Annotated in this window: 20 protein-coding genes, 2 tRNA genes and 1 pseudogene; 8 read left to right on the top strand and 15 right to left on the bottom strand. The window is 41.7% G+C overall.

The window, feature by feature from the left end; translation table 11 throughout:
• Positions 1-92: 92 nt before the first annotated feature.
• The 6 genes and pseudogenes from DXB58_RS09125 to DXB58_RS09100 all read right to left on the bottom strand — a co-directional run bounded on the left by DXB58_RS09125 (position 93) and on the right by DXB58_RS09100 (position 4680).
• Entirely contained in the window at positions 93-1502 is a 1410-nt protein-coding gene (locus DXB58_RS09125) for a Gfo/Idh/MocA family protein (RefSeq protein WP_122136650.1), read from the bottom strand.
• A gap of 306 nt (positions 1503-1808) precedes the next feature.
• A pseudogene (locus DXB58_RS09120) lies at positions 1809-3069 on the bottom strand (Gfo/Idh/MocA family protein).
• A gap of 62 nt (positions 3070-3131) precedes the next feature.
• Positions 3132-3204: transfer RNA gene (locus DXB58_RS09115), tRNA-Gly, on the bottom strand.
• Positions 3205-3212: 8 nt separating this feature from the next.
• Positions 3213-3295, bottom strand: a tRNA-Tyr gene (locus DXB58_RS09110).
• 50 nt (positions 3296-3345) lie between these two features.
• Complete coding sequence (gene ribH, locus DXB58_RS09105; protein ID WP_004301766.1) at positions 3346-3840, bottom strand: 6,7-dimethyl-8-ribityllumazine synthase; 495 nt, start codon at positions 3838-3840, stop codon at positions 3346-3348.
• A gap of 156 nt (positions 3841-3996) precedes the next feature.
• Positions 3997-4680, bottom strand: coding sequence for a tetratricopeptide repeat protein (locus tag DXB58_RS09100; protein WP_004301767.1), 684 nt, complete (start codon positions 4678-4680; stop codon positions 3997-3999).
• Positions 4681-4840: 160 nt separating this feature from the next.
• On the opposite strand from DXB58_RS09100, the gene DXB58_RS09095 reads away from it, so the two are divergent.
• Entirely contained in the window at positions 4841-5959 is a 1119-nt protein-coding gene (locus tag DXB58_RS09095) for a DNA replication/repair protein RecF (RefSeq protein WP_032855812.1), read from the top strand.
• Complete coding sequence (locus DXB58_RS09090; RefSeq protein ID WP_004301769.1) at positions 5946-6233, top strand: DUF721 domain-containing protein; 288 nt, start codon at positions 5946-5948, stop codon at positions 6231-6233. Before DXB58_RS09095 ends, DXB58_RS09090 begins: the two co-directional genes overlap by 14 nt.
• On the opposite strand, the gene DXB58_RS09085 is transcribed toward DXB58_RS09090, so the two are convergent.
• From DXB58_RS09085 to gap, 7 genes are all read right to left on the bottom strand, one after another.
• A complete protein-coding gene (locus DXB58_RS09085) occupies positions 6220-7011 on the bottom strand; it encodes a histidinol-phosphatase (protein WP_004320889.1) in 792 nt (263 codons plus the stop codon). The two genes, DXB58_RS09090 and DXB58_RS09085, sit on opposite strands and share 14 nt — an antisense overlap.
• A complete protein-coding gene (locus tag DXB58_RS09080; protein WP_004301771.1) occupies positions 6956-7483 on the bottom strand; it encodes a 5-formyltetrahydrofolate cyclo-ligase in 528 nt (175 codons plus the stop codon). The genes DXB58_RS09085 and DXB58_RS09080 overlap by 56 nt, the downstream gene beginning before the upstream one ends.
• Positions 7461-9209 (bottom strand): S41 family peptidase, encoded by a 1749-nt coding sequence (locus tag DXB58_RS09075; RefSeq protein WP_004301772.1) that lies wholly within the window; start codon positions 9207-9209, stop codon positions 7461-7463. The genes DXB58_RS09080 and DXB58_RS09075 overlap by 23 nt, the downstream gene beginning before the upstream one ends.
• A 30-nt stretch (positions 9210-9239) precedes the next feature.
• Positions 9240-9689 (bottom strand): dCMP deaminase family protein, encoded by a 450-nt coding sequence (locus DXB58_RS09070; RefSeq protein WP_004301773.1) that lies wholly within the window; start codon positions 9687-9689, stop codon positions 9240-9242.
• A gap of 8 nt (positions 9690-9697) precedes the next feature.
• On the bottom strand, positions 9698-10213 hold the full coding sequence (locus tag DXB58_RS09065; protein WP_122136649.1) for a DUF4847 family protein: 516 nt from the start codon (positions 10211-10213) through the stop codon (positions 9698-9700).
• A gap of 24 nt (positions 10214-10237) precedes the next feature.
• Positions 10238-12298, bottom strand: a complete 2061-nt coding sequence (locus tag DXB58_RS09060) for a M3 family metallopeptidase (protein ID WP_122136597.1) — start codon at positions 12296-12298, stop codon at positions 10238-10240.
• A gap of 172 nt (positions 12299-12470) precedes the next feature.
• Positions 12471-13481 (bottom strand): type I glyceraldehyde-3-phosphate dehydrogenase, encoded by a 1011-nt coding sequence (gap, locus tag DXB58_RS09055; RefSeq protein ID WP_122136596.1) that lies wholly within the window; start codon positions 13479-13481, stop codon positions 12471-12473.
• A 142-nt stretch (positions 13482-13623) separates the two neighbouring features.
• Here gap and mscL point away from each other — a divergent pair, with 142 nt between their 5' ends.
• Both mscL and guaA read left to right on the top strand, forming a co-directional pair.
• Positions 13624-14070, top strand: a complete 447-nt coding sequence (mscL, locus tag DXB58_RS09050; protein ID WP_122136595.1) for a large-conductance mechanosensitive channel protein MscL — start codon at positions 13624-13626, stop codon at positions 14068-14070.
• A 132-nt stretch (positions 14071-14202) separates the two neighbouring features.
• Entirely contained in the window at positions 14203-15726 is a 1524-nt protein-coding gene (gene guaA, locus DXB58_RS09045; protein ID WP_004301779.1) for a glutamine-hydrolyzing GMP synthase, read from the top strand.
• Between the two features lie 95 nt (positions 15727-15821).
• Here the strand turns inward: guaA and DXB58_RS09040 are convergent, their stop codons facing one another.
• A complete protein-coding gene (locus DXB58_RS09040) occupies positions 15822-16490 on the bottom strand; it encodes a Crp/Fnr family transcriptional regulator (RefSeq protein ID WP_122136594.1) in 669 nt (222 codons plus the stop codon).
• Between the two features lie 137 nt (positions 16491-16627).
• Here DXB58_RS09040 and DXB58_RS09035 point away from each other — a divergent pair, with 137 nt between their 5' ends.
• Positions 16628-17227 (top strand): MarC family protein, encoded by a 600-nt coding sequence (locus tag DXB58_RS09035; protein ID WP_008650877.1) that lies wholly within the window; start codon positions 16628-16630, stop codon positions 17225-17227.
• Positions 17228-17368: 141 nt separating this feature from the next.
• On the opposite strand, the gene DXB58_RS09030 is transcribed toward DXB58_RS09035, so the two are convergent.
• On the bottom strand, positions 17369-18028 hold the full coding sequence (locus DXB58_RS09030; protein WP_122136593.1) for a rhomboid family intramembrane serine protease: 660 nt from the start codon (positions 18026-18028) through the stop codon (positions 17369-17371).
• Positions 18029-18241: 213 nt separating this feature from the next.
• Between DXB58_RS09030 and DXB58_RS09025 the strand changes: the two genes are divergently transcribed.
• Genes DXB58_RS09025 through DXB58_RS09015 form a run of 3 tightly spaced genes read left to right on the top strand, consistent with a single transcriptional unit; the run spans position 18242 to position 22933 of the window.
• The gene (locus DXB58_RS09025) at positions 18242-20179 is read left to right on the top strand and encodes a glycogen debranching enzyme N-terminal domain-containing protein (RefSeq protein ID WP_122136592.1); all 1938 of its coding nucleotides are present in this window, start codon (positions 18242-18244) and stop codon (positions 20177-20179) included.
• Positions 20180-20195: 16 nt separating this feature from the next.
• Positions 20196-21461, top strand: a complete 1266-nt coding sequence (locus tag DXB58_RS09020) for a glycosyltransferase family 4 protein (RefSeq protein WP_004301784.1) — start codon at positions 20196-20198, stop codon at positions 21459-21461.
• Positions 21462-21478: 17 nt separating this feature from the next.
• A complete protein-coding gene (locus DXB58_RS09015) occupies positions 21479-22933 on the top strand; it encodes a glycoside hydrolase family 57 protein (RefSeq protein ID WP_122136591.1) in 1455 nt (484 codons plus the stop codon).
• The last annotated feature ends 246 nt before the right edge of the window (positions 22934-23179 follow it).

The raw sequence follows: 23179 nt of genomic DNA, 5'->3' as shown, positions 1-23179 counted from the left end.
AAAATGTTCAAACACGAACCCATGAATAATCCGGCTTTGGGGGAGAAGCCGGATTGGTTCATTATGCTCGTGCTAAAAGGAAATATTCTGTTTTATTTTGCAAAAGCGTGACGGTAGCCTTGTACTTTATTCCATCCGCCGCGAGTGAAGTCGGGTACTTCTACCGGAGCTGAATTGTTCTCGATAGAAAGTCTGGTAAGTTCAGCCATGCAACACCATTCTGCCAGGTCATAAACGTCTATATCCAATGGTAGTCCATTCTGCAAGCAATATGCCAGACGGTAGTCCATGATAAAGTCCATACCACCATGTCCACCTACTTTCTTGGCTGTTTCTTCCAACTCTATATGAATAGGATCTTTATATTTATCCATCAAGGCTTTTTTTACGTTTTCAGGTACAGAACCATGTGCATTCAGATTCTCATGATTAGGCACATCTTTTGAATCAACTTGTGAAGGTCTCAGGCAATATTCTTCAATCGGATATTTGCTTGCGTAACCATCGGCTCCCACTATCTGATACATACGGCTGTATGGGCGTGGAGTCATTACGTTGTGCTGAATCAACATTGTTTTACCGTTCTCTGTGCGAATCAGGGTAGAAGTCTGGTCACCATTCTGGAAGTCGGTCACCTCTTCTCCTGTTTGTTTCTTAATATAAGCCGGTCCGTTGACAGCTTTCGTATCCATCGATACCAATGTTTTCATGCGGTCGCCACGGTGGATATTAAGTACCTGACAAGCAGGGCCCATGCCATGGGTAGCATATACATCACCACGGTGTAGATGATTATAATCCATTCGCCAGTTATTCCAGTATTCAGGCCAGAAATCTTCCAGATTGTGGATATATGAACCTTCTACATGAAGTACTTCTCCGAATACGCCTTGTTGTGCCATATTTAAAGAAGTCAGTTCAAAGAAGTCATATACGCAGTTTTCGAGCTGCATACAATGCTTACGTGTCTTTTCGGAAGTATTGATTAGCTGCCAGATTTCATCCAGTGTCATGGCGGCAGGAACTTCGATAGCTACATGCTTACCGTGTTCCATGGCATAAACACCCATTGCTGCATGATGTTTCCAGTCGGTGGCTATGTATACCAGATCAATATCGTCCCGTTCACAAAGTTGCTTCCATGCCTCTTCCGAACCACTGTAAGAAGCAGCTTCAGGAAGTCCGGCATTCTTCAAAATTTCTTGTGATTTTTCAACACGTTCGGGAAGCAGGTCGCATAATGCTACAATCTTAGTTCCCGGGATATGGGTCCAACGTGCCACGGCACCGGGACCACGCATTCCTAATCCGATGAAACCGACACGAACGGTATCAATTTTAGGAGTAACGAGTTGGATTACATCTTCTTGTCCGGCAGGGCGGGCAGGAGTTTCTACTTTGATAGGAGTAAAGGCTTCGGGAGCCTTTGGTTGTTGAGTACAACTGGTGTGCCAAGTTAACAAAGCCAAGCCGATGGCAGTGACTGTAAATAGTTTCTTCATCATATTTTAAAGTTTTTAATAGGGGTTATTCGATGTTTTTCATTTACGTGTCAAAAATAGTAATTAATTAGCCAACTATTTGTATTTGTTCCCGATATTTTCATCACAAAAGTTTCTATTATGAGGTAAAAGATGAGTCTGACTTTTTTTACCTGATTTTGTGTAGGCTTATGTGATGTCAAATACATATAAAAGACATGCCATAAAAAGGCTCTTCCTAAAAAGAAGTCACCTTTTTAGAATTGCTTAACGTTTACTACTCCTGTTGGGGTAAACTATCTACTTCGTCTGTACTTCTGATAGAACCTAGTATTTGTATTTTTTCCAGGCTCCCCTGGTGAAATCCGGTATTTCTACTGCTATGCTCTTATTCAGTACAGATTTTTCACTTAGTTCTGTGATACACGACCATTCGGCTGCATCGTATACATCCATATCCAGTGGAAGCCCGTTGCGCAGACAATGAATAAGGCGGTAATCCATAACATAATTCATTTCATTGGGTAGGCCTCTGCGATGTGCTTCTTCGCCAATGGTTGCGCTAAAAGGATGTTTATAGCGTGCCATCATTTTTTTCTAGCAGTTCTCCTTCAAGTGGAGTGTCTCCATTAGGATCCAGGGCGATACAGGGGACAGGGTATTTTTGGGCGAATCCCAGTGTGCCGCATACTGTTTGAAGGCGGCTGTAAGGACGTGGGGTGGATATGTCGTATTGAAGCATGATTGTCTTCCCTTTGAGCGTGTGGATAAGAGTCGTGTTTACGTCTCCCAATTGATATTTCTGGTGGGCTTCCGGTGAATATTCGCCGAATAGTCTACGGGCATACTCGCTCATTCCTGCCTGATGAGTAGACATGGAAACGAGATATTCCATTCTGTCACTGCGATGAATATCCAGTATCTGGCAGGCGGGGCCTAACCCATGAGTGGGATAAGGATTGCCTGTATGTTCGATGCTGTATCTTTTTCCCCAATGGTTGTGATAGCCGCCTTCGCTCTCTTCGGCAAAGTACATTGAACGAAGATCGTGAATGTAGGCTCCTTCTACATGCATGATTTCTCCGAACAATCCTCGTTGGGCCATGTTGAGAGTCATTAGTGCAAAGGGATCATAACAACAATTTTCGAGCATGATGCAGTGTCGCCTGGTTTTTTCTGCAGTGTCTACCAATTGCCAACATTCTTCCACGCTCATAGCAGCCGGAACTTCAATAGCTACATGTTTATTGCATTCCATTGCGAAAGTTGCCATTGGAGTATGCATTAACCAGTCGGTGCAGATGAATATTAAATCTACTTCATCCGATTCGCACATCTTCTTCCATCCCTCCACTCCGGTATATCCGGTGGCTTCGGAACGGTCAGCTTCTTTTAATAGTTGTTGGGCCTTACTTAGATTTCCTTCTCTTATTTCACAAAGAGCTTTGATTTCTACTCCTTCAATTTGCAGATAACGTTGTAAGGTGAGCAATCCTCGATTGCCCAGTCCTATAATCCCGATGCGGATAGTGGGGATAGGGGGATGTGCTAGTCGGAGTACGTGCGATTGTACCGGAGAATTTTTCATAAGCTTAGCGGTCTAAAGTAAAACAAAAAAAGAGAATCTAATTTCTCAGATTCTCTTTGGAGAGCGGAAGACGGGGCTCAAACCCGCGACCCTCAGCTTGGAAGGCTAATGCTCTATCAACTGAGCTACTTCCGCAATTTTTGTGGGCAAAGATGGATTCGAACCACCGAAGTCGAAAGACAGCAGATTTACAGTCTGCCCCATTTGGCCACTCTGGTATTTGCCCTTTTTTGCTTTTGAGGAGGTTTGTTTCTCAATTGCGGTGCAAAGATACAACTATTTATTTAAACTCCAAACAAAATCGATCATTTTTATTGCAGTAATTGCACATTCATCTCCTTTGTTACCCAGTTTGCCACCGGCACGATCCTCTGCTTGCTCCATTGTATTTGTGGTAATTAATCCGTAAATAACTGGTATATCGCCAGTTGCGTTTAATTCGGTAATTCCTTGGGTTGCTCCCATGCAAACATAATCAAAATGTGGGGTATCTCCTTTAATTACGCAACCAATTGCAATAATTGCATCAAGATCGCAATTTTCCATCATTTGGTTAGCTCCAAAAGTAAGTTCGAAACTTCCCGGTACAGTTTTCACCAGAATATTTTCGTCTTTTGCTCCATGTTTTTTTAATGTATCGACTGCGCCTTTCAGTAAAGCACCGGTAATATTGAAATTCCATTCGGATACGACGATACCAAATTTCATTGCTTCTGCATTCGGAACGGAATTGAAATCATATTCGGATAAGTTATGGTAAGCTGTTGCCATAGTTAATTAAAAGTTGAGAATTATAAAATGAAGATTTGAGAGTATGAGAGATTTAAGAAGAAAGGCACGGATTTCACGGATTCCACGGTTTTAATAGATAGTCCGCTTAATCCGGTGTAATCCGTGCCTCGATTCCCTTATATAATAGATGGTATATTATTTTTTCATCAATTTAGCTTGCTCGATATATTTGTCGATGTCCATAGCCTGATAAGATTGGAAATATTTATCCTTGATCTTAGTGTAAGCGTTTACAGCATCGTCATATTTTCCCTGTTTTACCAGGATTTCACCAGCTTGTATCAGGAAGATCGGGCTTAATGTGTTGTTGTCAGCTTTGTCTGCTGCCGACAATAAAGTAGAAGCCGCTTTGTCTAATTGGCCAAGTTGTGCGTAGCAGTTACCTGCAGCACCCAAAATTGCCGGAGCAACCATTTGGTCTTTTCCATTGAAGCTGTCCAGCATCTTCACTGCTTCTTCATATTTGCCAAGTTGTGCGTAGCAAATACCAGCATAAGCTTTTGCCAAATTGGCAGCTTTTGTTCCGCTGTAGTCATCAGCAACTTTCAGGAAACCTGTATAACCGATGCTGTCACCGTTCAAAGCCTGTTCAAAAGCATCCTGTTCAAAGTATTCCTGTCCTTTGAAAAGAGCTGCCTGTGCTTTTTCTTCACGTGGTTCAGCATAGAGGTTTTTGTACATGATAAAACCTGCTACAATAATAATCACAGCAACAACACCGCCAATAATTGCGTTTTTGTACTTGATAAGAAATGCTTCCGATTGTGTCAGTGCATCTTCTACGTTCAGATGTTCGTTCTGATTCTTTTGTTCTGCCATTTTATATGATTCTTTTTGTTATTATTCACAGTTTGATATTTCGACTCGCAAAAGTAGTTTTTTTATATCTACAAACGAAATTTAGAAGCATCTTTTTTTGTTTTACACCCGAAAACCACGAAAATCTTGCTACTTTTGTGAACAAATTAACGTGTACACAATGATACTGAAACGAATATCCATATTAAACTATAAGAATCTGGAAGAGGTAGAACTGGGATTCTCTGCTAAGCTGAATTGTTTTTTCGGACTGAATGGAATGGGAAAGACGAATTTGCTGGATGCGGTGTATTTCTTGTCTTTCTGTAAGAGCTCCGGAAACCCGATTGATTCTCAAAATATTCGTCATGAACAAGACTTTTTCGTAATTCAGGGCTTTTATGAAGCGGAGGACGGAACTCCTGAAGAGATTTATTGTGGGATGAAACGCCGTTCGAAGAAACAATTTAAGCGGAATAAGAAAGAATATAGCCGTTTTTCGGACCACATCGGTTTTCTGCCTTTGGTGATGGTTTCACCTGCCGATTCCGAATTGATAGCCGGGGGAAGTGAGGAGCGTCGCCGGTTTATGGATGTAGTGATTTCGCAGTATGATAAGGAATATCTTGAAGCGCTGATACGGTATAATAAAGCATTGGCGCAGCGTAACACATTGTTGAAGAGTGAGTTTCCGGTGGAGGAGGAGCTGTTTCTTGTGTGGGAGGAGATGATGGCGCAAGCCGGTGCAATCGTATTCCAGAAACGTGAAGCGTTTATCCGGGAGTTTATTCCTATTTTCCAATCTTTCTATTCCTTTATCTCGCAGGATAAAGAGGTGGTGGGATTATCTTATGAGTCTCATGCGCGGGATGCTTCTTTGTTGGAAGTGTTGAAGCAAAGCAGGGAGAGGGATAAGATAATGGGATTCTCTTTGCGTGGGATTCATAAAGATGAGTTGAATATGTTGTTGGGTGAATTCCCGATAAAGAAAGAAGGTTCGCAGGGACAGAACAAAACGTATCTGGTAGCATTGAAACTGGCGCAGTTTGATTTCTTGAAGCGTACCGGCCGGACTGTTCCTTTATTATTATTAGATGATATTTTCGATAAGTTGGATGCTTCCCGTGTAGAGCAAATAGTGAAGCTGGTGGCTGGAGACAATTTCGGGCAGATATTTATAACGGACACGAACCGGGGACATCTCGACCGTATTTTACATAAGGTAGGCAGCGATTATAAAATATTTCGTGTAGAAGAGGGCACAATTCAAGAAACGGAGGCTGATAATGAAGCGCAATGATGCCGAACAAATAGGAAAACTGATTCAACAGTTTCTTCGTCAGGAGAGTTTGGAATCTCCGCTGAACGAACAAAGACTGCTGGATGCCTGGCCTCAAATCTTGGGACCGGCGGCGGCTTATACCAGCAATCTTTATATTCGTAATCAGACATTATATGTACATCTGACTTCCGCAGCTCTTCGTCAGGAATTGATGATGGGGCGTGAGGTATTGGTGCGCACGCTGAATCAGAGAGTCGGAGCTACCGTAATTACAAATATTATTTTTCGTTGAAGAAAGATATTCTGTCTATAACCTTTATACCTAGCTTCCGGAGTGTTTCGGTTGCACGGTTGTAATAAAAAGGATTTTCCAAATATTGATTGTTATGGGCATCTACGCCGATGATAGCGGTGCAACCTTCATGGGCGGCTATTTTCCAGAAATCCGGATGAGGAATGGTAGTAATGCCATGAATATCATTGTACTCTTCATATCCGATATTATATTCCAACGGTAAGTTTAACCGTACTGCCGTCCGGCAGATATGTCTGCTGACTAGCTTACAATGACGATCGAACTCGGGGTAAGAACGCATAAATAAATCCGGATGGGCAAGGTAGGCAAATAGTCCGCTTTCCATTCCTTCAATAGCACTCTCTTCATAGAGTTCGAGCATGTCTACCGAATCTGTATTCCGGCCGAAGTAGGGGAACTTCTCATCTGTGTGAAAATGGTGATTTCCAAAGATGATATAGTCCAGTTTATATTCTTTGATGATTCCTTTTAACCAGTGTATGTATTCAGGAAAGTATTCGCATTCCAATCCTATTTTTATGCTGATTTGATTTTTATATTTCTCTTGCAGCGAACGGATACTTTCCACATATCCCGGTAACTCTTCGGGAAGCATCCGGATGTCGGATATATAATCAGTGTGATATTTCCACGGAGTGTGGTCAGAAAAGCCTAATTCTTGATAGCCGCCTTTGATGGCACTTAAAACAAATTCTTCGTCACTCCCTGTCGCATGATGGCAGCGGGTGGTGTGGGTGTGATAATTCGTCTTCATTGATTGTTATGATTATATCCATGCGGATGTCGAATGATTCCGCCGGAACTTCTTCTACTAATTGAAATGGGAAACAGATTCCTGCTTTATAGGCTGATGGTATGCGTGGCAGGAGACGGTCATAATATCCTTTTCCCCGCCCCAAACGGTTACCTTTAGCATCGAAAGCTACTCCGGGAACGACGATGAACTCTATGGCTGCATAGTCTGTGAATATTTCTCCGGTTGGTTCTGCTATACCGTAGATGCCGCTGATTGACATGTCTTCCGGTCCGGTGTATATCCGTAGTTCTAAATCATCGCCTACTACTACAGGGAGTAGAATCCGTTTTTCGCTACTCCATTTTTGAATAAAGGCATGTGTATCTACTTCGTCATTCAGCGAATGGTATAGTAATACAGTATTTGCCGCCCTGAAAGCCGGATGGGCTTCAAGGGCGGCAAGTATATTAGCTGATTGCAGCTTTCGCATAGTTGAATCCGCGTGTTGGGTCTTCAGTAATGCTATATGCTTGCGCAGTTCTTTTTTTCTTTCCATCTTTTTTATCCTTCGTCACTTCTTCTTCAACGGCTACCGGAGCTTTGGGGAAAGCTTCTCCTTTTTCAAGTATCTCAATACCTTTAATGACAGTAGCATCTGTTTTGTTGAAGTATTGGAGATAGGCTTCCAGTCCAAGCATATTGTAGATGATGTTGCCAAAGAGGTTCTTTTCCAATAGTTTGTATGATTTCTGAATGAGGATATTTCTTCTTTTCACTCCTTTACTGTCGGCAAAACGGACAAACTGTTCCACCAAACCTTGATGACGAAGATAGTTTAGTAATTCTTCCTCAGTTTCGTATTGGCTTAACTTCTTCCGGTTATTGTCGGTGTATTGGAATGTGAACTGAATAGTCAGTCCCCGGTTAATAACTGTCGATAGATAAGAAGTGACTCCCGTTGTATCCTGCGGAACGAATATATCCGGCATGATACCACCGCCGCCATACACAGTACGTCCCAAGCTGGTATTATAACGTTCGCTCTCATTCTGCTTGATACTATCACGTGAGAAAAATTCTCCATGTTCGTAACGGGTGTATAAATCCAGCTCGTAGTTACGGTCTTTACCGCTTTCGTATGGGCGTTGGATGCAACGTCCGGATGGGGTGTAGTAGCGGGCGATTGTCAGGCGGATAGCCGATCCGTCACTGAAATCGATAGGCTGTTGCACAAGTCCCTTACCGAAAGAACGGCGTCCTACAACTGTACCCCGGTCGTTATCTTGAATAGCTCCGGTGAAAATTTCACTGGCGGAAGCAGAACCTTCGTCAATCAATACAACGAGCGGCATTTTCTGACAACTACCCGTACCGTTGGCAAATTCTTCTGCACGTGGATATTTACGGCCTTGAGTATATACGATCAGCTTACCTTCAGGCAAGAATTCATTTACCATGCGGATAGCAGCTTCCATATATCCTCCGGTATTACCGCGCAGGTCAATGATTAGACCTTTGCATTTTTTGTGGTTGAGTTGTGCTAATGCATTAAGCAATTCTACATGGCTGGTACGTCCGAATTTGCTGACTTTCACATAACCGATATCGTCGTTCACCATGTAAGCAGCATCTACGGTATTTTGAGGAATGTCTCCACGTGTGATGTTGAAGTGTAATAAGTCCTTTTCTCCTGTTCGTTTGATTCCCAATTTTACCTGTGAGCCTTTCGGACCTTTCAAGGTGCGCATAGCCCGTTCGTTCGTTACTTTCTTGCCGACAAACAAGCTATCGTCTACAGTAACAATGCGGTCGCCCGCCATTAATCCTATCTTTTCAGAAGGACCTCCCTGAACAACAGCATTGACATGAATGGTGTCATTCTGTATGGTAAACTGGATGCCAATTCCGCTGAAGCTGCCTTCCAGTTCAGAGTTGACTTCTTCGAGATTTTGGGCTGGGATATAAGTTGAATGCGGATCCAGTTCGGCTAGAATTTGCGGCATGGCTTTTTCTACCAAATCGGCCATGTTTACGGTGTCGACATATTGATCGTCTACAATGCGTAACAAGGCGTTTAGCTTATTGGAGGAGCCATTGATAATACCCAAACGGTTGCCGGCAAAATGCTTGGCATAAAATGTGCCGATAAGAATCCCGACTACCACACTGACTGCTATGATGACAGGTGTAAAACGTGAAGAGTTTTTTGTACTCATGTCTATTCCTTTTTTAAAACGTTCGTCTTCTTATTTATTTGGAGAGGAATTATCATCTAACTCTGTGTAGATAACTTCGATTCCCGCCCGTTTTAATAACTCTATTCCATCTTCCAGGCGGTAATGCTCGGAATAAACTACCCGTTTGATTCCTGCCTGTATGATTAACTTTGCACATTCGATGCAAGGAGAGGCGGTGACGTACATGGTAGCACCGTCGCTACTGTTATTTGAACGCGCTATTTTGGTAATGGCATTGGCTTCCGCATGCAGAACGTATGGTTTTGTCAGGTTGTTTTCATCTTCACATACATTCTCGAATCCGGAAGGTGTTCCGTTATATCCATCAGAGATAATCATTTTATCCTTAACAATTAAAGCTCCTACTTTACGGCGTTGACAATAGGAGTTTTCAGCCCATATACTGGCCATACGTATATAACGTTTGTCAAGTTCTAATTGTTTTTTTTCAGTGTCCATGTTGTTTACTATTTATTGCTGACTACCCGGAAAACCATACGGAAAGTTTGTTTACCGGATGCCGGTTTGTATAAAAGGTATAAGTTATTGCTGTCTCCTTCGTAAGATGTAGCTGCATTAAGTCCCTCTATGAAATTTCTGGCAAGTTTGTCGTCACCATAATTACCAGCAGTGGTAACGGTAGCTTTAAAACCGTTATTCTTGGCATTGGCATTCCATTTTCCTTCAAAAGTACTGGTTGCAATTACACTTCCTTTTATATTTCCGTTAATAACGTCTCCATCTACTGTGCCATCAAATACGATGTTGTATGTACCGTTCTTATTAAGTTCTTTAATACTTGCTTTTTCTTGTTCTTCATTCTCCCAAAAGCCAAACATCTCATGACCTCCATCTACTGTGATATAATTTAGTTTCCAGGTTTTTCCTGTAAAGATAGCAGCTACATCGTCCGAATCATTACATCCTGAAAATAAAGGAAGCAATAAAAGCAATCCTACTATTTGAAATATACTTCTCTTCATACTTAATACCTTCATACTTAATACTTATTTCTTTATCCCATTTCTGATTAGCAAAGCATCAATGCTCGGTTCCTGTCCGCGGAAACGTTTATAAAGTACCATCGGATGTTCCGTTCCTCCTTTCGACAGAATATGATTGCGGAATGAGTCTGCCACTTCCTGATTGAATATCCCTTTTTGCTTGAATAATGAAAAAGCGTCAGCATCCAATACTTCCGCCCATTTGTAGCTATAGTATCCGGCGGCATACCCACCGGCAAAGATGTGGGAGAACTGCGTACTCATGCAAGCTTCTTGTACTACCGGCAATATTTGCGCATCCTTCCAGGCTTCCTGTTCATAAGCTTTCACATCTCCTTCAAAAGGAGTGTTACGCGTATACCATGCCATATCAAGTAGACCGAAGCTGATTTGTCTCAGGCAAGCATAAGCAATATTGAAGTTTGATGCATCTACAAGACGTCTTATTAATTCATCCGGCAAAACTTCTCCCGTCTGATAATGACGGGCAAAGGTATTGAGGAAATCTTTCTCTATGGCGAAATTCTCCATAATTTGTGAGGGGAGTTCCACGAAATCCCAATATACATTGGTTCCACTTAAACTCCTGTAAGTGGAATTGGCAAACATACCGTGCAGGCTATGTCCAAACTCATGCAAGAATGTTTCTACCTCATTGAAAGTCAATAAAGCGGGCTTATTCTCGGTTGGCTTGGTGAAGTTCATCACAACGGATACATGAGGACGGCTGTTTTCACCAGTCTTTTTATCGATCCATTGGTCTTTGTAGCTCGTCATCCAGGCTCCGGCACGCTTTCCCGGACGCGGATGGAAATCGGTGTATAGGACGGCTAAGAATTTGCCGTCTTTATCAAACACTTCAAAGGCTTCTACCTCTTTATGGTAAACCGGAATTTCTGTATTTTTCCGGAAAGTGATTCCATATAACTTTTCTGCCAGGCCGAATACTCCTTTCTTCACTTGTTCCAGTTCGAAGTAAGGGCGAAGCATTTCTTCGTTGATATTGAATTTTTTGTCTTTCAGTTTGTTTGAATAATAACTCCAGTCCCAAGGCATGACAACGAAATCAGCTCCCTGTTCTTCACGAGCCAGTTCTTGTATCTCTTTATATTCTTGCTGTGCAGTAGGAGTGTATGCTTCCAACAGTTGGTTGAGCAGCTTGTATACCGACTTGCTGTTTTCAGCCATTCTTTTCTTTAGCGTATATTCCGCATAATCTTTGTATCCCAGTAACTGGGCTATTTTCATGCGTGTATTGGCTATCTTTTTTACAATGTCGATATTATTGAATTCGTTATCGTGTGTACATTTGGTATTATAAGCCATATACAGCTTTTGACGTAAATCCCGATTGTCGGAGTACGTCATGAAAGGAACATAGCTCGGAGCGTGAAGCGTGAATGCCCATCCTTCTTTACCTTCGCTCTTAGCTGTTTCTGCAGCTGCTTCTATGATAATTTCGGGTAGTCCGGCAAGGCTTTCTTTTTTTGTTAACAGCATTTGATAAGCATTCGTCTCTTTCAGGTTGTTTTCACTGAAAGTTAGAGTCAGTTTACTCAATTCGGTAGTCAGGCGACGGTATTCTTCCCGTGCTTCTCCTTCCAAGTTGGCGCCATGGCGTACAAAACTGTTATATGCATTTTCCAGTAACTGTTTTTGTTCCTGTGTCAGCTGCAAAGCCTCTTTCTGGTTATACACTTCTTTCACACGTGCGAATAACTTTTCGTTCAGTGTGATATTGTTGCTGTGTTCACTAAGCAACGGCATAATCTTTTGAGCCAGCTCTTGCAGATCGTCATTCGTTTCTGCGCTTAGCATATTACCGAAGACGGCTACTACTCTATCCAGTAATTCTCCGGATTCGTCGAAAGCTTCTATTGTATTGGTAAAATCAGCCTTTTCCGGATTCTGTATGATAGCTTCTATTTCAGCATTTTGCAACCTGATTCCTTCCAGAATAGCAGGTTCATAATGTTCTGTTTCAATCCGGTCAAACGGCACGGTTTCGTGTGGCGTATGGTATTGCCCGTAGAAAGGATTCTGGGCATTTGTTATATTGTTCATAGTGCAAACTAGTATCAATGTTATTAATAATCTCTCCATAGAGGTACAAAGCTACTAAAATTGTAGCTTATTCAACGGATAACACGTTGCTTTTTAACAATATATAAAATGAAATGTATAAAAAAACCGCTACGGTTTCCCGCAGCGGTTTCTATATTGTTCAGGCTTCTAATTAAGCGTTAACTGATGCCATGTGAGCGATCAAGTCAAGAACTTTGTTAGAGTAACCGATTTCGTTGTCATACCAAGATACAACTTTAACGAAAGTATCAGTCAAAGCGATACCAGCTTTAGCGTCGAAGATAGAAGTACGAGCGTCACCCAAGAAGTCAGAAGAAACTACTGCATCTTCAGTGTAACCCAGGATACCTTTCAATTCGCCTTCAGAAGCTTCTTTCATTGCAGCGCAGATTTCAGCGTAAGTAGCCGGTTTAGCCAAGTTAACTGTCAAGTCAACTACAGATACGTCCAAAGTCGGAACACGCATAGACATACCAGTCAATTTGCCGTTCAATGAAGGGATTACTTTACCTACAGCCTTAGCAGCACCAGTAGAAGAAGGGATGATGTTGCCAGAAGCAGCACGACCACCTCTCCAGTCTTTCATAGAAGGACCGTCAACTGTTTTCTGAGTAGCAGTTGTAGAGTGAACTGTAGTCATCAAACCGTCAAGGATACCGAACTTGTCGTTCAATACTTTAGCGATAGGAGCCAAACAGTTAGTAGTACAAGAAGCGTTAGATACGAATTGAGTACCTTTTACATATGTTTTTTCGTTTACACCGCAAACGAACATCGGAGTGTCATCTTTAGAAGGAGCTGACATTACAACATATTTTGCACCAGCTTCGATGTGAGCCTGAGCTTTGTCTTTGCTCAAGAACAAACCTGTAGATTCAACAACGTATTCTGCACCTACAGCATCCCATTTCAAATCAGCCGGATTTCTTTCAGCTGTGATACGGATAGCTTGACCGTTAACGATCAATTTGCTGTTTTCAACATCAGCTTCGATAGTACCGTTGAACTGTCCGTGCATTGTGTCATACTTCAGCATGTAAGCCAAGTAATCAACCGGGCAAAGGTCATTGATACCTACGATTTGAATATCGTTTCTCTCCATTGCAGCGCGGAAAACGAAACGTCCGATACGTCCGAATCCATTAATACCTACTTTAATCATTTTGTTTAAACTTTTAAGGGTTTTATAATATTTGTTCAAATATCTCTCAGCCTCCGCACTTGTTTTATTTTCAAATGCGGTGCAAAATTACAAAAATGTTTTTATATTCGCATATTAAATTCACATTAAATATTGAAAAAAGATGGGAAAGAGCACATTTTTACAGGACTTTAAGGCGTTTGCCATGAAAGGCAACGTCATTGATATGGCTGTCGGTGTTGTTATTGGTGGTGCATTTGGAAAAATCGTATCATCATTGGTTGCTAATGTTATCATGCCTCCGATTGGTTTACTGGTTGGCGGTGTGAACTTTACGGATTTGAAATGGGTGATGAAAGCGGCGGAGGTCGGTGCCGACGGCAAGGAGGTAGCTCCGGCTGTAACACTGGATTACGGCCAGTTTTTGCAGGCTACCTTTGATTTTTTAATTATCGCTTTCGCTATATTCTTATTTATACGTTTGATAACGAAATTGACTACTAAAAAACAGGCGGAAGTTGCGGCAACTCCTCCTGCTCCTCCTGCACCAACGAAAGAGGAAGTTTTGTTGACGGAGATACGTGACTTGCTGAAAGAAAAGAATAGTTGATTCTAACTTAAAATAGAGGAGATTCCAGGTGTAAACTAGAGAATCTCCTTTATTTTTCTCTTCATTATTAATATAGATTGCGTACTTTTTTCTACTTTTGCAACTCAATTTATTCAAAATCCAACCATTGATATGCAGGAAAAAATAATAATTCTTGATTTCGGTTCGCAGACAACACAGCTCATAGGCCGTCGTGTACGTGAATTGGATACGTATTGTGAAATTGTTCCTTATAACAAATTTCCTAAGGAAGACCCAACTATTAAAGGAGTTATTCTCTCCGGAAGTCCTTTCTCGGTTTACGATAAAGATGCTTTTAAAGTAGATTTGAGTGAAATTCGTGGTAAATATCCAATATTGGGTATTTGTTATGGTGCACAATTTATGTCATACACCAATGGCGGAAAAGTGGAACCGGCCGGAACACGCGAATATGGACGTGCCCACTTGGCTTCATTTTGCAAAGATAATGTGCTGTTTAAAGGAGTACGTGATGGTTCGCAGGTATGGATGAGTCATGGAGATACGATTACTGCTATTCCTGATAATTTCAAAAAAATAGCTTCAACAGATAAAGTAGAGATTGCTGCTTATCAGGTAGAAGGTGAGCAAGTGTGGGGTGTTCAATTCCATCCGGAAGTATTCCATAGTGAAGACGGAACTCAAATCCTGAAGAACTTTGTGGTAGATGTTTGCGGTTGCAAACAAGACTGGTCGCCGGCTTCTTTCATTGAAAGTACGGTTGCCGAGCTGAAAGCGCAGTTGGGGGATGATAAAGTCGTTCTCGGTTTGAGTGGCGGAGTTGATTCTTCAGTTGCAGCAGTGTTGTTAAACAAGGCTATCGGTAAGAACTTGACTTGTATCTTTGTAGATCACGGTATGCTGCGTAAGAATGAGTTCAAGAATGTGATGAAGGATTACGAGTGTCTCGGTCTGAATGTGATTGGTGTTGATGCCAGCGCAAAGTTCTTCGCAGAACTGGCTGGTGTGGCTGAACCGGAAAGTAAGCGTAAGATTATAGGTAAGGGCTTCATCGATGTATTTGATGTGGAGGCTCACAAGATAAAAGACGTGAAATGGCTGGCTCAGGGTACTATTTATCCGGATTGTATCGAGTCATTGTCTATTACGGGTACAGTGATAAAGAGCCATCATAATGTAGGCGGTCTTCCTGAAAAGATGAATCTGAAGTTGTGTGAACCACTTCGTTTGTTATTTAAGGATGAAGTGCGCCGGGTAGGTCGTGAGCTGGGTATGCCGGAGCATCTGATTACCCGTCATCCGTTCCCGGGGCCGGGACTGGCAGTGCGTATTCTGGGAGATATTACTCCTGAAAAAGTACGTATTCTGCAGGATGCTGACGATATTTTTATCCAGGGATTGCGTGACTGGGGATTGTATGATAAAGTATGGCAGGCAGGAGTTATCTTGTTGCCGGTACAGTCTGTGGGCGTAATGGGAGATGAACGTACTTATGAAAGAGCGGTTGCTTTGCGTGCTGTGACATCTACAGATGCTATGACAGCCGACTGGGCACATTTACCTTATGAATTTATGGGTAAGGTGTCGAATGATATTATTAATAAGGTGAAAGGAGTGAACCGTGTAACCTATGATATCAGTTCCAAGCCACCAGCAACCATTGAATGGGAATAATAACATTATCCATCATAAAAATAGCCTCAACAGGAATTTCCGTTGAGGCTATTTTTATGATGGATAGTTTCTTTTTTTGATTGGTCAGTCCGTATCTACTCGCTTACCAGCTTCTGTGCGTCCGGAATAAGAATCTCTTTCCGGCGTAACTCTAATAGTCCTTTGTCTTGTAGCTCGTTGAGTGCTTTCGATGTATTCAATCGGGTATCATCTAAGTAGTGGGCAAGGTCGTCCATTTTTACTTTGAATATCTTTTCTCCCTGTGTCTTTTCACAATGTAACAGGAAAAAGCGAATGATTTTCTCTTTTAAATCCTGTGTCGGCTCTTCCCATAAACGGGAATAAAGGTTTTGTGCCCGGTTACTGACAATATTCATGTAGTTGAGCCGGAATATTTCATATTTGAACAGGTCGCTAAGTACGAATGCTTTGCTGATACTGACTGTATGTGCTTCCGTATGTGCCACATAAGCAGAAGTGTAATTGGTATTCATGCCAAACAACGACTGTGGTTCCAGCAGGTAAGGTGCTTCCATCTGTTCGATGACGGTGTATATATTTTCTTTGGAACTTGTGACGATAGAAACCTCTCCTTTTAACAGGAAGCAGAGTTGTTTACACGGACTACCACTCTCTATGATAGTTTCTCCCACTTTATGCTTGATAAAGTGTAGCTTGACCTTATCCAGAATACTTGTGAAATCTTCATGACAAAGACCTTGAAATAAAGGCAATTGGAGCAAAGTGTCGAACATTGTTTCCATATGTTGTAATCTCTTGTTAATCGTACAAATTTACTCATAATACAATACTGCTGTCAACATCTGACCGTTCTTTTTGTTTTTTTTATTGTTTGAATGCATAAAAATAGAGTATATTTGCAGAAAAAAAGGAGGGAATTATGTTCGCAGGCTTCAATTGGCAGCAGATGATTAGTGCGTTTATCGTACTTTTTGCCGTGATAGACATTATCGGCTCTATACCTATTATAATTAACCTCAAAGAAAAAGGGAAAGATGTGAATGCGATGAAAGCTACTGTCATCTCTTTTGCTTTGCTGATCGGATTTTTCTATGCGGGAGATATGATGCTGAAACTCTTCCATGTAGATATTGAATCGTTTGCAGTAGCCGGCGCATTTGTCATTTTCCTCATGTCTTTGGAGATGATTCTGGATATTGAGATTTTCAAGAACCAGGGGCCTATCAAAGAAGCTACTTTGGTGCCGCTTGTCTTTCCTCTGTTGGCAGGTGCCGGAGCTTTTACCACTTTGCTTTCGCTCCGGGCGGAATATGCCAGCATTAATATCATTATAGCTTTAGTCTTGAACATGATCTGGGTTTACTTTGTTGTGAGTATGACCGGTCGTGTAGAACGTTTCCTGGGAAAAGGAGGTATTTATATTATTCGTAAGTTCTTCGGTATCATCTTGTTGGCTATATCTGTAAGATTGTTTACGGCCAATATAACGTTATTGATTGAGGCGCTGCATCGGTCTTAATGAGTATTTAGATTATCTTATTAGATTGGAATACTATCGTATCGGCTGTGCCATCGTGTTGGCACAGTTGTGTCATCGTATTGGCACGGCTGTGACACTTCGATGGCACAACTGTGACAATAAGGTGGCACGGGTTGGCATTTATAATGCTTCTTTTTCTTCTTCTACTGCTACTGTTGTTGTCTCTTCTGTATTCTCTTCGTCTTCCGTTTCATCTGCAAAAGGTTCCGGTCGTTGTGGCCCGTGATTGACAAAAACGAAAGCGCAGAGCGTTCCCATAATTCCGCCGCTAAGATGACCTTCCCACGACATATTGGTGGGGGAGAAATAAGGAAACATGTGCCATATAATTCCTCCATATAAAAAGGTAACGAGTAGAGAGATGGCAATGAGCGGAACATATTTGCGGAGAATACCACTGAAAAAGAGAAAGAAGGCAAGTCCGTAAATTAATCCGCTGGCACCAATGTGCCATCCCGGTTTTCCAATCAGGAAAGTAAGCAGTCCGCCTCCGAGCCAGATTAGGATAAAAATCTTACCTGCTATCCCCCGGTAAAAGTAAAAAAGACACCATGACAAGAAAAATAAAGGAATGGTATTTGCCAGTAAATGACTGAATCCGCTATGTATCAGCGGGTGAGTTAAAATACCTACCAGTCCCCGTTTCTCCATAGGATATACCCCCAAGCGAGAGAAGTCCCAGTCCATTCCGACTTCCATAATCTTGAGTATATAGAGAATAAAAATAAGAAACAAAGGCTTTGCTGCAGCCAGCATGATACGCTGAATATCTTGCTTCATGACATTCTTTTCTTTAGATATTTTACGCAATACTACGAATATTTGCACAAAATCTGAAAATAAAAAGCCTTTTTATTTTTGTTTTTATCTATAATTTGTACATTTGGGCGTTATACCCGTTGTATATGATGCTACAACCAATATATGCGGTATGTAACAATAAATAGATATACGATATAATGACCAATAATTAACCTTTAATAATGCACAACTATGAGTTATTTACGATTTGACAAGACCCTCATGACGAATCTGGAAGAGTCTCTTCAAAGAGAAATCCTCCGGACGAACAAAGCAGGAGCTTATCATTGTACGACGATTGTTGATTGTAACACACGCAAATATCACGGCCTGTTGGTAATCCCAGTTCCCAATATCGACGATGAAAATCATGTGCTGCTATCTTCTCTTGATGAAACGGTAATTCAACACGGTGCGGAGTTTAACTTGGGATTGCACAAATATCAGGGAAACAACTTTAGTCCTAACGGACACAAGTATATCCGCGAGTTTGATTGTGAGCATATCCCGGCAACAACTTACCGTGTTGGAGGTGTTATCCTCCGCAAAGAAAAAATCTTTGTACATCATGAAAATAGAATCCTGATTCGTTATACTTTGCTGGATGCGCATTCGGCTACGACTTTGCGCTTCCGCCCGTTCCTCGCTTTCAGGAGTGTACGTGAGTACACACATGAAAATGCGCAGGCAAGCCGCGAGTATCAACTTGTGGAAAATGGTATTAAAACCTGTATGTATCCCGGATATCCGGAACTATATATGCAGTTGAATAAAAAGTGTGAGTTTCATTTCATGCCTGACTGGTATCGGGGGATTGAATACCCGAAAGAACAAGAGCGTGGGTATGACTTCAATGAAGACCTTTATGTTCCCGGTTATTTTGAGGTGGATATAAAGAAAGGGGAGAGCATTGTATTCTCTGCCGGAACTTCAGAAGTGACTCCCCGTAGATTGAAACAGACATTTGAGGCTGAAGTGGCTGATCGTACCCCGCGTGATAGTTTTTACCACTGTCTGAAGAATTCCGCTCATCAGTTCCATAACCAGCAGGAAGACGAACATTATATTCTTGCCGGTTATCCGTGGTTTAAATGTCGTGCACGTGATATGTTCATTGCCCTGCCGGGACTGACGCTTGCGCTCGATGAGGTCGATCAGTTTGAGGATGTGATGAAAACGGCGGAAGAGGCAATTCGCAATTTTATAAATGAAGAACCAGTAGGCTACAAGATTTATGAAATGGAGCATCCTGACGTTTTGCTTTGGGCTGTCTGGGCTTTGCAGCAATATGCAAAAGAAACTTCCCGTGAGCAATGTCGTCAGAAATACGGAGAACTCCTGAAGGATATAATGGAGTTTATTCGTCAGCGGAAACATGAGAATCTTTTCTTGCATGATAATGGATTACTTTTTGCCAACGGTACGGATAAGGCGATTACATGGATGAATTCTACGGTGAACGGACATCCGGTGATTCCTCGTACGGGGTATATTGTTGAATTTAATGCATTGTGGTATAATGCGTTGCGTTTTATAGCTGATTTGGTGCGCGAAGGAGGAGATGTATACTTGGCGGATGAACTCGATGCGCAGGCAGAAGTAACCGGAAAGTCTTTTGTCGAGGTATTCCGTAACGAATATGGTTATCTGCTTGATTATGTAGACGGTAATATGATGGATTGGAGTGTACGTCCTAACATGATATTTACCGTAGCGTTTGATTATTCTCCTTTGGATCGTGCACAAAAGAAACAGGTGCTTGATATTGTGACCAAAGAGCTGCTCACTCCGAAAGGGATTCGTTCGTTGAGTCCTAAGAGTGGCGGATATAATCCGAACTATGTAGGTCCGCAGATACAACGCGATTATGCTTATCATCAGGGAACGGCCTGGCCTTGGTTGATGGGATTCTATCTGGAAGCTTATCTTCGAATTTATAAGATGAGCGGATTGTCATTCATTGAACGCCAACTGATTAGCTATGATGACGAGATGACAAGCCACTGTGTTGGTTCCATTCCCGAGCTATTCGATGGGAACCCGCCTTTCAAAGGACGCGGTGCAGTATCGTTTGCGATGAATGTAGCAGAAATACTGCGTGTCTTAAAGCTACTGTCTAAGTATTATTAAAAAAGGAGGAACGAAGATGAAAGTTTTAATGTTTGGATGGGAATTCCCTCCCAAAATATATGGTGGTCTTGCGGTTGCTTCTTATGGAATAACTAAAGGATTGAGTCTGCAAGGTGATATGGAGACGATTTTCTGTATGCCTAAACCGAGCGGTGAAGAAGAAAAGTTCTTGAAAATAATCGGTATGAATCAAGTACCCATCGTATGGCGTGATGTCAACTACGACTACTTGAAGTCCCGCTTGTTGGAAATGACACCAGAGGAGTATTATTCTTTCCGTGATCACATCTATGCCGATTTTTCTTATATGCATGTGAATGATTTGGGATGTATGGAGTTTGCAGGTGGTTATCCCGGGAACTTACACGAAGAAATTAACAATTTCTCGATCATTGCCGGAGTAGTGGCTCGTCAGCAGGAGTTTGATATTATTCATGCTCATGACTGGCTGACTTACCCTGCCGGCGTACATGCCAAGATGGTAAGTGGAAAGCCGCTTTGTATCCATGTGCATGCTACTGATTTTGACCGTTCTCGTGGCAAAGTCAATCCTACTGTTTATTCGATTGAGAAGAATGGTATGGATCATGCTGATTGTATCATGTGCGTATCCGAGTTGACTCGCCGCACTGTTATTAACGAGTATCATCAGGACCCCAGAAAAGTATTTGCGATGCATAATGCTGTTTATCCATTGTCGCAGGAGCTGTTGGACATTCCACGTCCCGATCATTCAAAAGAAAAGGTGGTCACTTTCCTCGGACGTATTACAATGCAGAAAGGACCGGAATATTTTGTAGAAGCTGCTGCACTTGTGTTGCGTCGTACTCGTAATATTCGTTTCGTCATGGCTGGCTCGGGCGATATGTTGAATGCTATGATTAACCTGGTGGCTGAACGCGGTATTGCTGACCGATTCCATTTCCCGGGTTTTATGAAAGGTAAGCAGGTATATGAGGTTTATAAGAACAGTGATGTATTTGTCATGCCGTCTGTCTCTGAACCTTTCGGTATTGCTCCATTGGAGGCCATGCAGTGTGGAACACCTTCCATTATTTCTAAGCAGTCGGGGTGTGGCGAGATTCTTGATAAGGTGATAAAAACTGACTACTGGGATATTCATGCAATGGCTGACGCTATCCATTCTCTTTGTACTAATCCGTCTCTTTTCGAATACCTCAAGGAAGAGGGAAAGAAGGAAGTAGATGGGATTACTTGGGAGAAAGTCGGCTTGAGAATCCGTGCTCTCTATGAGGCTGTGTTAAGAAACTATGGTAAATAACAAAACAATAAATAAAAATGAGAACTATCTGTCTTTATTTTGAAATACATCAAATTATCCATTTGAAACGTTATCGTTTCTTCGATATTGGTAATGACCATTATTATTACGATGACTATGCGAATGAAACGGGTATGAATGAGGTTGCTGAACGTTCGTATATTCCTGCTCTCAATGCTTTAATTGAGATGGTGAAAAACTCGGGTGGTGCTTTTAAAGTAGCGCTTTCTATCTCGGGGGTAGCCTTGGAACAATTGGAAATTCATGCTCCGGCAGTCATTGATTTATTGCACCAGTTGAATGAAACAGGATGTTGTGAGTTTTTGTGTGAACCTTATTCACATGGTTTGTCTTCACTTGCCAACGAAGATTGCTTCCGCGAAGAAGTGCTTCGTCAACGTGATAAGATGAAACAGATGTTTGGTAAAGAACCGAAAGTGTTCCGCAACTCTAGTCTGATTTATTCTGATGAAATTGGTGGCTTGGTAGCTTCTATGGGTTTCAAGGGGATGTTGACGGAAGGGGCTAAACATATCTTGGGATGGAAGAGTCCGCATTATGTTTATCACTGTAATCAAGCTCCCAGTCTTAAGCTTTTGTTGAGGGATTTCAAACTTTCTGACGACATCAGCTTGCGCTTCTCCAATTCGGATTGGGCTGAATATCCTTTGTTTGCCGATAAGTATATTAATTGGATTGATGTATTGCCGCAAGAGGAACAAGTGATTAATATCTTCATGGAATTGAGCTCGCTTGGTATGGCTCAACCATTGTCTTCTAATATTCTTGAATTCTTGAAAGCGTTGCCGGAATGTGCAAAGGCTAAGGGAATCACTTTCTCTACACCGACAGAAATTGTAACGAAACTGAAATCGGTGTCACAGCTTGATGTCGCATATCCGATGTCATGGGTTGATGAGGAAAGAGATACTAGTTGTTGGCTAGGTAATGTTATGCAACGCGAGGCTTTCAATAAATTGTATAGTGTAGCTGAACGTGTTCATTTGTGTGACGACCGTCGTATCAAGCAGGATTGGGATTATTTGCAGGCTAGCAATAACTTCCGTTTCATGACAACGAAGAATAATGGTATGTGGTTGAATCGCGGAATCTATGATTCTCCTTATGATGCTTTCACCAATTATATGAATATTCTGGGTGACTTTATCAAACGGGTAGATGCACTATATCCTGCTGATGTAGACAGCGAAGAATTAAATTCTTTGTTGACTACAATTAAGAACCAGGGGGATGAGATTACCGAGTTAGAAAAAGAAGTGGCTAAATGGCAGGCAAAAGCAGAAGCGGCAAAGAAAACGACAGTCAAAAAGGCTGCTGATGCTAAAGAACCGGTAATAAAAGAAAAAGCTGTTGCTAAATCAAAACCTGCTGCAAAGAAAGCTGAAGTTAAGAAAGCAGTTGCGGAGCCGAAGAAGGCTACAGGTAAAGCTAAAAAGGCTGCTGCTAAATAAGGAGTATAAGAATTTATCATATATGGAACCGTGAGTGAGATAAAATCAAACTCACGGTTTTTTTGGATATGCCTGCTTTATTCTATATAGGTCTGCTGAAGTTTTATTATATTCGATTGTGTTGTATTTAACGGCTTGATTAGCGGGGGATTTGGTAACTTTTACCTTTGTTTACAATAAAGGATATTCATTGAATACATAATACATAAATAAAGAGGGTCCACTTCACATTGAATGGCACCCTCT

The organism is Bacteroides sp. OM05-10AA, from assembly GCF_003439055.1.
Lineage (GTDB): Bacteria > Bacteroidota > Bacteroidia > Bacteroidales > Bacteroidaceae > Bacteroides > Bacteroides intestinigallinarum.
This window is presented reverse-complemented; position numbering and strand designations above follow the sequence as displayed.